Genomic DNA, 13,376 nt, shown 5'->3' with positions numbered 1-13,376 from the left:
AACAACAAAAAACATTTAAAAAACAAAGGATGAAAAAAACTTTACTATTTAAGATTGTAGTAATTGTTCTTGCTTTTGTAGGTTTTATATCTGTAGCAAATGCGCAGGTAACTACATCATCAATGACAGGTACTATCAAAGATGCCAAGGGTGCTCTACCTGGCGCAAGTGTAAAAGCTACACATACTCCTACAGGAACAGTATATTCTGTATCAACCAATAACGATGGTAGGTTTACCATTGGTGGTATGCGTGTAGGTGGACCTTACACTATTGAAATCAGTTTCGTAGGTTACAGACCGGAAAAAGCTACTGATATTTATTTAAAATTAGGTGAACCTTATGTGCTAAACCCAGTATTGTCTGATAACAGTTCAACTTTAAGTGAAGTAAAAGTAATAGGACAAAGCTCAAACAGTGTCCTTAACTCAAACAGAACTGGTACTTCCACAGTTATAAGTAAAACTCAAATCCAAAGTTTGCCAACTATTTCGCGTAGTGTAAATGATTTGACTCGTTTAACACCACAAGCTAATGGACAATCAATTGGTGGCGGTAATTACCGTTCAAATAATTTCACAGTTGATGGTGCCAACTTCAATAATCAGTTTGGTATTGGTCAGAATATCCCAGCAAATGGATCTCCAATTTCAATAGATGCATTAGAGCAAATCTCGATTAATGTAACTCCGTTCGATGTTCGTCAAACTGGATTTACAGGTGGATCAGTTACTGCTGTTACACGTTCAGGAACGAATACATTTTCTGGTAATGCATTCTATACCATGCGTGGTGATGATCAGCAAGGGAATCGGATTGGCGAAACTTACAGAATTCCAACTTTGCAAAAACTTGATGAGAAAAACTATGGTTTTAGTTTAGGTGGTCCAATTGTTAAGGATAAGTTATTCTTCTTCGTTAATTATGAGAAAAAACATACAATTTCACCAGGTACTACCAAAATTGCTGCCACTCCAGGTCAGCCTTTCGGGAGTGTCAGTACAGTCGCTAAACCAACAGCAGATTTCTTAAATAATGTTTCTTCTTATTTAAATTCTAGGTATGGTTATCAAACAGGTCCTTATCAAGGTTATTCTAATATTAGTGATAATGAGAAAATGTTTGCACGTTTAGATTGGAACATTTCTAAGAATCATCGTTTCAGTGTAAGATATAATCAAGTTGAAAGTCAGTCTCCATCAAACTTAAGTACTTCAACTACAGGTTCTGGTGTAACATTTGGTGCGACAGCAAACAGAGCGTCGGTTAATGCTTTATCTTTTTTTAACTCTAACTACTATCAGGCAGCTAATCTGTATTCTGGCGTAGCTGAGTTAACTTCATCTTTTGGTAGTAAGATAACAAACGTTGCCCGTGCTACTTATTCACACCAGAATGACCCTAGAACTTCTGATAGCTCGCCTTTTCCTCTGGTTGATATATTAGATGGACCCAATGTAGCTACAACTTTTGGTTACGAGCCATTTACTTATGGTAATTTAAGAGATGTTAAAGGTTATACGTACAGTGATGATTTAAGTTTAGCTTTAGGTAAACATAATATTACTTTAGGATTACAGGCAGAGTTTAGTACTACTAAAAATGGTTTTCAGCGTTTTGGTACAGGTTATTATGTATTCAACTCATGGGCTGATTTCGTAAACAATGCAAAACCTTCAAACTACGCCGTTACTTATCCATTAACTGCTGATGGTTCTCAAGCTTATCCAAGTTTTAAGTTTAATCAATACTCTGCCTACTTACAAGATGAATTTACAGTGTCAGATCGTTTAAAATTAACGGCTGGTTTACGTATTGAACAAGCATCTTATCCAGATGTGACCGAAGTCAGAACGCACCCTTTAGTAGCAGGCTTAAGTTTCGCAGGTCAGAAAGTTGATACTGGTGTTTTACCTGAAAATAGAATTTCTTATTCTCCACGTTTTGGCTTTAATTGGGATGTATTAGGTAACCGCTCGTTACAGGTACGTGGTGGTACAGGTATCTTTACTGGTCGTATTCCATTCGTATGGATTGTTTCTCAATCGGGTGATGCTGGCTTACTACAGTATACTCAAACTTATTCTGGTCAGGCTAATACTCCATTGTTTAATCCAAGCATTGCACCAAATTTATTATCTGCTGCTCCCGCTGCAGGATCCTCAATTCCTAGTAGCATTAGTGTAATGTCTCCTAACTTGAAATTTCCTCAAACCTGGAAATCTAGTTTAGCATTTGATGTAAAATTACCATGGGGTATAGTAGGTACTTTAGAAGGTATTTATGGCAGAGATTTAAATGTAGCAGTTGCACAGAATATCAATTTGGTTAATCCTACGAATTTAGCTATTAGTGGTTATGGTGATACCAGACCAATGTTTCCTAGTAGTACATTTACGAGACAAAATGTTTCTTTAACTTCTGGCGGTCAAGTGGCTACTACAGCTGCAGCTACAAGTTCATCGGGCTTCAACGTAATTCAAATGACTAATGCTAAGGGCGGTTATAACTGGCAAGCAACTGCTCAGTTAACGAAGCAGTTTCAAGGTGGGTTATCAGCTATGATTGCCTATACGAGATCTGACCAACGTAATTATGGAGACGGAGGTGGTGATCAGTTATTAAACTTATGGTCTATTCCACAAACTTCTGGAAATCCAAATACACCATCTTTGAGTTATTCAAATAACTTAAACCCAGATAGAATTATTGCTAATATTTCTTATAGAAAGGCCTATTTTGGTAATCTTGCTACTTCATTTTCATTGTTTTATGAGGGAAGTCAACAAGGTCGTTTCTCTTATACTTATAGCTCTGATTTTAACAGAGATGGTCAATCAGGTAATGACTTGATTTACATTCCAAGAGATGCATCTGAAATTACTTTTGTTGCTATTCCAGCAGGAACTACTGGTTACGGACGAGCTTATACAGCTCAAGAGCAAAGTGATGCATTCGAGTCATATATTGCACAAGATGAGTATTTAAGTGAACACAGAGGTGAATATGCTAAACGTAATGGAGGCACTTCACCTTGGAGAAATCAATTTGATTTTAGATTAACTCAGGAAATTTTCAAAGATTTCGGTAAAACTAAAAACTCATTCCAGTTTACTGTAGATATTTTCAATGTTGGTAATTTATTAAATCGCAAATGGGGTAATGTAAACTTTGTTAACCAGAGTGCAATTTTAGTTCCTCAGAATGTTTCAGCTATAAACAATACCACTAAACCAACTTTTAGAATGGGGGCTACTAGCAATGATTTGACAAGAACTACTTTTGGTACATCTCAAACGATCTCTTCAACTTATTACATGCAATTTGGTGTTCGTTATAACTTTAACTAATCTTTAATTCAAACAATTTTTTTTAGCCTCGACTTTTCAGTCGGGGCTTTATTGTTATAGGGGTACATGTTTTTTTATATTTGAATGCTTTATAGCTTACGGTTCGTGTAATAAAACTACTACTTCGTGTAAAAAATAAACTTTTTTCATTGTTGATGATTATTTTTATTATGGAAAACAAAAAAAATATCATGAAAATTGCGCACTCTCTTGGAAAAAAACTAATTCCTCTTAGAACCTTAATGGATTATTACTATCATTGATTCATCCCTCCTACGTTCTATTATTGCTATCCTAAACTTAAGCGCTATTGTGAGATTTATAATTGTTTATGTGATTGATAAAATTTAACAATTAAAATTATTTTAACATGAAAAAAATCTACTACACAATTGCACTGGTCATTATGCTAATAAGTGCTTGTAAAAAAGAACAAACATTACCTGAGATTAATAGTACTCCTGTTTCAACAGACATCTTAGCTAAACTTAAATCTGCGGGATTTGATACTTCAGAAGGATTAAGCAAATTCAAAAATGGCTATCTCGTAGAAGGAGATATTTTTATGACTGTTGAAGACATTAATAAATTAAGTCAGGAGTCAAAAATAAAAATACCCTTTAGTTTGACACCAAAAGCTCTTAAACTTCAGAGTACTGATCCTATCAGCCATTATCATACTAATAATTTATTAAGTTTTAGCTCATCAAAAAGAACTATAAATATCTATATAGAACCTTCATTCGGACCATATATTCAAGATTGTTTAGATGCTGCTATCTTGAGGTATAATACATTAGATTTAGCAATTATTTTCAATCGCATAACAAGTGCTACGGGTGCGGATATTGTAGTTTCAAGCATTTATTTAGATCCTGCTATATATGGAAATAATGCTTATCTAATGTCAGCAGGTTTTCCTACATCAGGAAATCCATATAATCAAATATTTATAAACACACATTATTTTAATAATAGCAATAATAGGCTGGATGCCACAAGTACTTTAGCACACGAAATTGGACACACAATTGGTCTAAGACATACAGATTATATGAATAGGGCTTTTAGTTGCAATGTTGTAAACCCAGGGAATAATGAAGGCACTGGATCTAATGGAGCTAATCATATAGGAGGGACATCTGTAGGGCCTTCAAGTAACTCTTTCATGCTTGCCTGTTCCAATCAATTTGTTGATAGAACCTTCACTACAGATGATATTATAGCATTAAAAGCTCTATATCCTTACAGAAAAAATTATTATATCAAAGAAATATGGACTCTGATATATGACAACTCGTATTATACAACATATAATGATTATGATAAGAGATCATACGATATAACTTTGGAATTTTATCAAGATGCTGCGGGTACAATACCGCTTGTTACATCTAATTTTTTTATATTAAATATATTTTATTATAATGGAGGTGTAGATTCAGTTACAAATATTCTTTTAAATGATGGAATATCTTCATATCATCTTGGAGAATGGACAATCGACAGGGAATGGGAATTTGGAAATCAAACAGTAGATAATACTTCTGGTTTTCAATTAGCTTACTGGTCTAATTCCTATTATGGACACGTTACCTGGTGATGGGCTAATTATAGTTTTGTAAATAAAGCTAATATAAACTATACAATTTGGTATTGTTATGACTTAATCCAATTGCTCATTAGAATTCGTTGAACGCAATTATATCTAACTTTAGAACATCTTATTAACATAAAAAGCTTCCACATGGAAGCTTTTTATGGTTAAAATGATCAGTGCTATTGATAAATTAAGCCGTTCTTAAACAACTCATTCAATACACCTGCCAACCGAATACCACCCATTTCTATTCGTTTATTCACAATATCGATATGCGATTGGTAATAAGCCTCATCTAATTTATTGTTCTTTTCCACTTCTTCATAAAGCTTTGAACTGATTTTGTAGCTTTCGAATAACCAGTCAACTGGTGTGGCCCTTTGCCATTTTCTTATTCTGGATTTGCTCACCTTATCTTTTTCTACTAGCTGAGTGATACTCAATCCTTGGTGATCCAGTAAACGACTATCCCAAAGTGAATGAAGATTGGTTCCCTTTCCATCAAACTGAACCTGGATAGTATTCCCGCCTTTGTCTGCCGCTCTGCTTACATGCATCGGTTGGTGAGCATCTCCAACCAAATGAACAATAAATTTAAGTGCGATGATTTTCTGATTTTTTGTTGCACTTGAATCTCTGATGATTGATTCATTTAATGCCAATGCAGTTAAGAGATTTTCGTTTTTAATGGCTATTATAGAATCTTTAAACTTGCTCCGGCTTAAACCTAGCGGAAGGTTAACAAAGTGCCAGCCAGCAGTATTTTTATATTCTGGTTGATTCCGAACTTCATCTGCCCATGAAGCAACATCGATGAGACTTTCGCTTCCCAGCAGTGTTTTAACTGCTTTCCTCGCTTCTTCAGTTAAATGATTTTCGGCAATAGTGGCCACGGTTTTATGTCCGAAAAATCCCCAGGAGCCGAAGAGGACAGCAATGCAGATGAGTGCAAACGCGATAGTTATTCTTTTCATGCTGCGAAGATATTAATCTACGCGCAATTGTATTTGATGCCTTGTAAATATTACAATTGGGAAGAGGGATCTAATAAAACAAAAAGGGCTTTGAAATTAAGTTCAAAGCCCCTCTGTAAAGATTTTAAAAATATTTAATTATAAACAAAAGTTCCCATTTCGCTCCTAATGGTTGCCTGTTTCTGATCTCCTTTTTCTATGCAACCAATAATCTGTGCATCGATGTTAAAGCTTTTTGAAATTTCAATAATGCTTTCTGAAATCTCCAGCGGAACATAGAGTTACATTCTGTGATCTATATAACATGCCTTAAAAAGATCCTAGGTATATAACTAAACTCCTTTAATATGTATTATGGCATAATTTTGATATATACAGATATACGAATATATAGATATATTTGTATATAAAATTTATCTATATGACAATTGCAACAATACAAATACCCGACAATAAGGCAACTTTAGTTAAGCAATTACTTCATGAGCTGGGAGTTAAAATCACAGATGAAAAATCTGAAGAAAGTCCTTATGATCCACAATTTATAGCTAAAATAAAAAAGGCTGATGAAGAAATTAAGAATGGACTTACTAAAAAAATACCTGTTGCTGATCTATGGAAATAGAATATACCCAACAAGCACAGAATGATTTAATATTTTGGAAAAAATCTGGTAATAAGTCTATACAAAATAAAATCATTCGATTATTAAATGCCATATTAGAAAGTCCATATACTGGGATTGGGAAGCCAGAGGCTTTAAAATATGAACTAACAGGTAAATGGTCAAGAAGAATAAATGAAGAGCACAGAGTTATTTATATAGTTACTGAGGAAATAATTTATATCGAATCTCTAAAAGGACATTATTGATCTGATACATTATTTTCTTTCTAATTATAAACAAAAGTTCCCTTTTCGCTCTTAATGGTTACCTGTTTCTGATTCCCTTTTTCTACGCGACCAATAATCTGTGCATCAATATTAAAGCTTTTTGAAATTTCAATAATGCTTTCAGCAATCTCCTGCGGAACATAGAGTTCCATTCTGTGCCCCATATTAAAGACCTTATACATTTCTTTCCATTCCGTACCTGATTCTTCCTGAATCAATTTAAAAAGAGGAGGTACAGGAAATAGATTATCTTTTATCACATGGATATCGTCGTTAATGAAATGCAACACCTTCGTTTGTGCGCCACCACTACAATGAACAATCCCGTTGATTTGATCGCGATAGCTTGCTAATATTTTCTTGATTACTGGTGCATAAGTCCGGGTAGGTGATAAGACTAATTTTCCTGCCGTTATTTTTCCAAAACCTTCCACCTCAATTTCGTCTGTCAGTTTCTTCTGACCAGAAAAAATCAGATCAAATGGAACTGCAGGGTCAAAACTTTCAGGATATTGATTCGCTACCGATTTTTCAAAAACATCATGACGGGCGGAGGTTAAGCCGTTGGAACCCATTCCGCCATTGTATTCGGTTTCATATGTTGCTTGTCCGTAGGAGGCTAAAGCCACAATTACGTCGCCGGGTTTAATGTTGTCATTGCTGATAACATCTTTACGTTTCATCCGGCAGGTAACTGTAGAATCTACAATGATGGTACGCACTAAATCGCCAACATCTGCAGTTTCTCCACCTGTAGAGTAGATGGAAATTCCTTGTTCACGTAAGTCGGCTAAAATTTCTTCTGTTCCATTAATTACGGCAGCAATTACTTCACCCGGAATCAGGTTTTTATTACGCCCGATTGTTGAAGATAATAGAATATTGTCGGTTGCACCAACGCAGATTAAATCATCAAGATTCATGATTATGGCATCCTGGGCAATTCCTTTCCATATAGATATGTCGCCGGTTTCTTTCCAGTAAACATAAGCCAGTGAGGATTTGGTACCTGCACCATCTGCATGCATAATATTACAGTAATCTTCATCACCGCTCAAAATATCAGGAATGATTTTACAGAATGCTTTAGGGAAAATTCCTTTGTCGATATTTTTGATGGCATTATGCACATCTTCTTTGGAAGCGGAAACGCCGCGTTGATTGTACCTGTTATCACTCATGTTGCGGCAAAGATAGTGGAAAAAGTCGGGAGTCAGAAGTCGGGAGTCAGAAGTTTTGGGCGGTTTAGGTAATTTGTAGTTTGTTGGTAATTGGAAGTTAAGAGTAGGGAATGGATAGTTAGAAGTTTAGTTTGGAAGTCGGGATCTTAAACTTAATGGTTGAGGTTTAAAATAATGATCCTAAAACCCTTAAATCCCAAAAATAATGATCCAAAAAAAAAAGCGTAAAGTTTTCACTTTACGCCCTATACTTTTAGCTTACGCCATTCTTATTTCATGAACAACAACTCTCTGAATTTTGGTAAAGGCCAAACGCTGTCATCAACAATTTGCTCCAATTTATCTGCATGATAACGGATTAAATCGAAGTAAGATTTAACTTTCTCATCGTAAGCAATTGCTTTCTCACGTGTATCCTCGATTTTGTTGGTCACTTTACGTTCTTCTAACATGGCATCGATATTAGATTTAACGATGTCTAAATGTTCAGATAATTTCTTAACAATTTCGAGAGAAGATTTGCTTTCGATACCTAACTCTTTTAATCCTTTTACGTTCTCGATTAATGAGTTTTGGTAAGCAATTGCAGCTGGAATAATTGCAGTATTTGCAACTTCGCCCATTACACGTGCCTCAATCTGTAATTTTTTGTAGAAATTCTCTAACATGATTTCATGACGGGCATGAATTTCACGTTTGCTGTAGATGTTTGTAGAAGCAAATAAATCTGCTGATTTCTCTGTTAAATAAGCATCTAAAGCCTTAGGTGTAGTTTTGATGTTTGATAAACCACGTGCTGCAGCTTCATCTTCCCACTCCTGGCTATAACCGTTACCTTCAAAACGAATCGATTTAGATTCTTTGATGTATTTTTTAATTACGGTTAAGAGTGCGATATCTTTTTTATCACCTTTCTTGATCAATTTATCAACTTCAGTTTTGAATTTAACCAATTGCTCAGCCATAATTGCGTTTAAGATCGTCATTGGTGCTGAAGAGTTAGCTGAAGAACCAACTGCTCTTAACTCAAATTTGTTCCCTGTAAATGCGAAAGGAGAGGTACGGTTACGGTCTGTATTATCCAATAAAATTTGAGGAATTTTAGGAATACCTAACCAGAGTGCATTATCTTCTTTAATTTTTTTGCTGATGCGTGAGTGCTCGATTTCATCTAATACATCGTTCAATTGAGAACCAAGAAAAATAGAAATGATTGCAGGTGGCGCTTCGTTAGCACCTAAACGGTGATCATTACTTACCGATGCAATACTTGCACGTAATAAATCTGCGTGCTCGCTAACCGCTTTAATTGTATTTACAAAGAAAGCAAGGAACATTAAGTTGTTTTTAGGCGTTTTACCTGGTGCCAATAAGTTTTTACCAGTATCGGTAATTAACGACCAGTTATTGTGTTTACCAGATCCATTGATGCCAGCATAAGGTTTCTCATGTAATAAAACACGGAAATGGTGACGACGTGCAACTTTTTCCATCAAATCCATCAATAATTGATTATGATCGATTGCTAAGTTGATTTCTTCGTAAATAGGGGCACACTCAAACTGAGAAGGTGCAACCTCGTTATGACGGGTTTTTAATGGAATACCTAATTTTAAAGCTTCATTTTCAAAATCAACCATGTAAGTGAAAACACGCTCAGGAATTGATCCGAAGTAATGATCTTCTAACTGCTGACCTTTAGCAGACATGTGTCCGAATAAAGTACGGCCAGTTAATAACAAATCAGGACGTGCGTTAAATAACGACTCATCAACTAAGAAATATTCTTGTTCGATACCTAAAGATGCATTTACTTTCGTGATGCTCTTATCGAAGTATTGACAAACATCAACAGCAGCTTTATCAAGTGCAGATAATGCTTTTAACAATGGAGCTTTATAATCTAATGCTTCACCAGTATAGGATACAAAAACAGTTGGAATACAAAGTGTTTTTCCAGCTTTGCTTTCCATAATGAATGCCGGAGAAGAAGGATCCCAAGCGGTATAACCACGTGCTTCGAAAGTATTACGAATACCTCCATTTGGGAAACTTGATGCATCTGGCTCTTGTTGAACTAACGCGCTACCTGCAAATTTTTCGATTGCACCGTCGCCACTTGGCTCAAAAAATGAATCATGCTTTTCTGCTGTTGTACCGGTTAGCGGCTGAAACCAATGCGTGTAGTGCGTTGCACCAGCACTCATTGCCCAGGCTTTCATCGCTGTTGCAATTTGGTTAGCGTCATCAGAATTAATTAATTCACCTTGGTTGATAGAGGAGATTAATTTTTCATACACGTCCTTAGATAAGAAATCTCTCATTTTTTTCTTATCAAATACATTAGCGCCAAAAAAATCAGAAATTTTTGAAGATGGTGATTTAACTTCTGGTGAAATTCTGTTTTGAGCCTCTTTTAATGCGATGGTTCTTAAGCTTTTCATTAATTTGTTATGTTTTTTGTCAAAAATAGGATATTTTATTAATTTTTATAAAACAATCGTAAGAAATATATCAATTTTATTGAAAATGAAATAAAAAAATGTTTTTGAGATGGAAAATTTCATTTTTGATAAAGAAAGAAGATTTTTTGAATGTTTTATGGAATTGATGATTTTGATACATCATGCTTAAAACTCTAAAACTATGTTCAATTCATCAATCAATGTGTACAAAACCGAGTGGCTCGATCTTGTATTTGCAGACCGCAACAAAACTTATGGTGCTTACGAGCTGAGATCTAAATCATCAAAGATCATGACCAAAGCGCTACTGATCTCTGCGGGTTTATTTCTATTAATAAGCTTCGCTCCAATGGTGTACAGTAAAATGTTTCCAAGTGTTGTAGAGGTAGTTGTCCCTCCTAAAGTAGTTGTGTTAGATAACGTTATCCATGAGATGAAAAAGCCAGAACCTGAGAAAAAGATTGAGCCTGCAAAATCAGATCCTGTAAAAGTGAAAACAATAGCAGTCTCCTCTAACATCGTGGTGGTGGATAAAAAAGAACTTCCGGAACCTCCAAGCATCAAAGAAATGCAGGATGCAGTAATCAGTAACAAAACCCAGGATGGAGAAATTAGGCCAAATCTGGTGATTAATGGCACACTAGCAACTGGTGCAGGAGATGGTCTATCCAAAGGTGAGGAAGGCGGAGATCCGAATGCGATCGTAGAAAATATGGGTGTAGATGAATACCCGGAATTTGCTGGTGGAATGAAAGCCTTTACTAAATATATGGAACGTAATTTACGCTATCCATCTCAAGCACAAGAAGAAGGGGTAAAAGGTAAGGTTTTTGTGAGTTTTGTGGTTGAAATAGATGGTTCTATTACCGATGTGAAAGTACTTAGGGGCATTGGCTTCGGTTGTGATGAGGAAGCGATGAAAGTTATCAAAAAATCTCCACTCTGGAAACCAGGACGAAATAAAGGCAAGGCCGTTCGGGTAAGGTACAATATGCCAATTAACTTCAATTTGATGTAAATGGGATGGAAGAAGTAATATGGAAAATGGGTGACGGAAAAAGGAAATGAATGAGGTGAGATACAAGGCGTATGTTGGGAAAAGCAACTAAATGAAATTTTCTATTAATGCTCTTATTTTTAGAAAAATGTGAGGTTGGATGTAAACTGAAGGCTGTATCATAAATTTGAAATGTTATTCTGAGCCTGTCGAAGAACTTGTTAAAACTGCCTTTATGGTATTTCGACAAGCTCAACGAGGCAAATCTGGAAATAAATCGACTTATGATGCAGCCTCTTTGTTCTTAAGAGGTAGGTATAATTCAATATGATGTCGCATTTCGTTACATTTTTAATGTATCGAACTGTGTTGCTAACTTCACATCAGATGGACGTTTGGCATTATTGTCTATGATTTTACCATCTGGACCAATTAGAATAAACCTCGGAATTGTAGTAATTCCAAATGTTTTTATGAAATCAGATTTGAAATCTTTGTCGGCCATTAATTGAATTCCTCCCAGACTGTTGTTTTTTACGAAATCAAGCCATTTTTGTTTATTCTCTATAATGTCGACTGAAATACTTACAAACTTTATTTTCTTGCTTCTATAGCGCTCTTCTAATTTTTTTAAGGATGGAATTTCAGCAATACACGGGCCACACCAAGTGGCCCAAATATCAATATAAACATATTTTCCTTTTAAATTTGTAAGACTAACAAGCTGGCCAGCGGGATTTTTATACTTAAAATTTGGCGATAATGCACTTGATAATGTTGCTGATAAGTTTTGGTAGGTTTTTCGTATTTCAGCTTTGTGTACCTCATCCTTGGATTTACTTAAAAATGACTGGTAGACATCATTTACATCATCAGGCTGTTTAGCTTTTTTTATTGCACTAATGCTATAGCGATATGTAAACTGCTCTTTAATATACGCATTATTAATTAGTGATTCCAAAATAATGAGTTTAATTTTATCTTCATTTTTGATCGAATCTCTCATTTTCTCGTAGTTTTTTCCATATGTGAGGTAATCGATTTTCAAAGCAATCAGCTCTTTATAATATTTACTATTGCAATACAACATTTCATTATTCAGATCTAAATCATCATAAATAATGTTATTGAGTGAATCTTTTCCAGCGACACTTAATTTTTTTGAAAATTGAGACTGATAAGCATCCATGAGCTTCTGCGTGTGGTTTTCTTTTCGATCTGCAATAGGAACGGCTAATATCTGCCTCAGCGCTGTCATCTTTGTGGAATCTAATCCGTAGAATCGGCTATACACTGCTAAGCAATAGCGTTTATCTAATTCTGCTTCCCGTTTGATAAAAGCTTTAAAAAATGTATTCTTGGATTGATCTGCTGATGCATTTGTTTTTTTGATATAGTCATCTAACATTGGAATAAATAAATTTGGCTCAGTTAAAAGGTATTGATGCCAAAGGGCATAACCTGGATTACCTAAAAATTGATTCAAATGGCCATTCATTTTCTGTAGTACATCATTCTCAATTTTTCCACTTCCTTCGAAGTGGTACTTGTTGGCTTGTTGCGTAACAGTGAGTGTATAATCGGGCTCAATATAAATTAAACCAACTTTTCCGAAGTTGTAAAAACCCTGTTTCAAAACTTTAATATCCATTTCGAAATGACCAGATTTATCGGCTTTGATTGGTATGGGGGATATTTCATTACCTTCGATTGTCCATGTCGTATCCGCAAGAGTAGGGATGTTGCCAAGAAGCTGTGCTTTAGCATTGCTCATGAAGAAAAACATAGCAAGCACTGAAATTATTAATTTAACCATAATAACTAATTATTTAGTTAAATATAGTAACTAATATTTTAGTTTGCTGAAATCTGAGGAATTATTTTTTTAAAAAAAAAGCTGTCCCGGAAGGAGACA

General features: G+C 35.1%; 9 protein-coding genes. 5 read left to right on the top strand and 4 right to left on the bottom strand.

What is annotated here, in order from left to right; translation table 11 throughout:
- Positions 1-29 precede the first annotated feature (29 nt).
- Together ACN1CD_RS17270 and ACN1CD_RS17265 are read left to right on the top strand one after the other, a co-directional pair.
- On the top strand, positions 30-3,350 hold the full coding sequence (locus ACN1CD_RS17270) for a TonB-dependent receptor (protein WP_419131645.1): 3,321 nt from the start codon (positions 30-32) through the stop codon (positions 3,348-3,350).
- Between the two features lie 370 nt (positions 3,351-3,720).
- Positions 3,721-4,953 carry a M57 family metalloprotease gene (locus ACN1CD_RS17265; protein WP_419131644.1) on the top strand — a complete coding sequence of 411 codons (1,233 nt, stop codon included), beginning with the start codon at positions 3,721-3,723 and terminating at the stop codon, positions 4,951-4,953.
- 176 nt (positions 4,954-5,129) lie between these two features.
- Here ACN1CD_RS17265 and ACN1CD_RS17260 read toward each other — a convergent pair whose 3' ends face one another.
- Positions 5,130-5,924, bottom strand: coding sequence for a S1/P1 nuclease (locus ACN1CD_RS17260; protein WP_419131643.1), 795 nt, complete (start codon positions 5,922-5,924; stop codon positions 5,130-5,132).
- 421 nt (positions 5,925-6,345) lie between these two features.
- Here ACN1CD_RS17260 and ACN1CD_RS17255 point away from each other — a divergent pair, with 421 nt between their 5' ends.
- Positions 6,346-6,549 carry a DUF2683 family protein gene (locus tag ACN1CD_RS17255; RefSeq protein ID WP_419131642.1) on the top strand — a complete coding sequence of 68 codons (204 nt, stop codon included), beginning with the start codon at positions 6,346-6,348 and terminating at the stop codon, positions 6,547-6,549.
- A complete protein-coding gene (locus ACN1CD_RS17250) occupies positions 6,540-6,797 on the top strand; it encodes a Txe/YoeB family addiction module toxin (protein ID WP_419131641.1) in 258 nt (85 codons plus the stop codon). The genes ACN1CD_RS17255 and ACN1CD_RS17250 overlap by 10 nt, the downstream gene beginning before the upstream one ends.
- Positions 6,798-6,817: 20 nt before the next feature.
- On the opposite strand, the gene ACN1CD_RS17245 is transcribed toward ACN1CD_RS17250, so the two are convergent.
- A complete protein-coding gene (locus tag ACN1CD_RS17245) occupies positions 6,818-7,999 on the bottom strand; it encodes an AIR synthase related protein (RefSeq protein WP_419131640.1) in 1,182 nt (393 codons plus the stop codon).
- 269 nt (positions 8,000-8,268) lie between these two features.
- Entirely contained in the window at positions 8,269-10,443 is a 2,175-nt protein-coding gene (locus ACN1CD_RS17240) for a glutamine synthetase III (protein ID WP_419131639.1), read from the bottom strand.
- Between the two features lie 202 nt (positions 10,444-10,645).
- On the opposite strand from ACN1CD_RS17240, the gene ACN1CD_RS17235 reads away from it, so the two are divergent.
- Positions 10,646-11,482, top strand: a complete 837-nt coding sequence (locus ACN1CD_RS17235) for an energy transducer TonB (RefSeq protein ID WP_419131638.1) — start codon at positions 10,646-10,648, stop codon at positions 11,480-11,482.
- Positions 11,483-11,804: 322 nt separating this feature from the next.
- Here ACN1CD_RS17235 and ACN1CD_RS17230 read toward each other — a convergent pair whose 3' ends face one another.
- Entirely contained in the window at positions 11,805-13,277 is a 1,473-nt protein-coding gene (locus ACN1CD_RS17230) for a TlpA family protein disulfide reductase (protein ID WP_419131637.1), read from the bottom strand.
- Positions 13,278-13,376: the final 99 nt, after the last annotated feature.

This window comes from Pedobacter sp. N23S346 (assembly GCF_048515415.1).
Classification (GTDB): Bacteria; Bacteroidota; Bacteroidia; order Sphingobacteriales; family Sphingobacteriaceae; genus Pedobacter.
Note: the sequence above shows the minus strand (reverse complement) of the source record. Positions and strands in the feature narration are given on the sequence as shown.

Coding starts and splice junctions, on each gene's coding strand:
- ACN1CD_RS17250 (WP_419131641.1), top strand. CDS start 6,540: ATGGAAATAGAATATACCCAACAAGCACAGAATGATTTAATATTTTGG.
- ACN1CD_RS17245 (WP_419131640.1), bottom strand. CDS start 7,999: ATGAGTGATAACAGGTACAATCAACGCGGCGTTTCCGCTTCCAAAGAA.
- ACN1CD_RS17270 (WP_419131645.1), top strand. CDS start 30: ATGAAAAAAACTTTACTATTTAAGATTGTAGTAATTGTTCTTGCTTTT.
- ACN1CD_RS17255 (WP_419131642.1), top strand. CDS start 6,346: ATGACAATTGCAACAATACAAATACCCGACAATAAGGCAACTTTAGTT.
- ACN1CD_RS17230 (WP_419131637.1), bottom strand. CDS start 13,277: ATGGTTAAATTAATAATTTCAGTGCTTGCTATGTTTTTCTTCATGAGC.
- ACN1CD_RS17235 (WP_419131638.1), top strand. CDS start 10,646: ATGTTCAATTCATCAATCAATGTGTACAAAACCGAGTGGCTCGATCTT.
- ACN1CD_RS17240 (WP_419131639.1), bottom strand. CDS start 10,443: ATGAAAAGCTTAAGAACCATCGCATTAAAAGAGGCTCAAAACAGAATT.
- ACN1CD_RS17260 (WP_419131643.1), bottom strand. CDS start 5,924: ATGAAAAGAATAACTATCGCGTTTGCACTCATCTGCATTGCTGTCCTC.
- ACN1CD_RS17265 (WP_419131644.1), top strand. CDS start 3,721: ATGAAAAAAATCTACTACACAATTGCACTGGTCATTATGCTAATAAGT.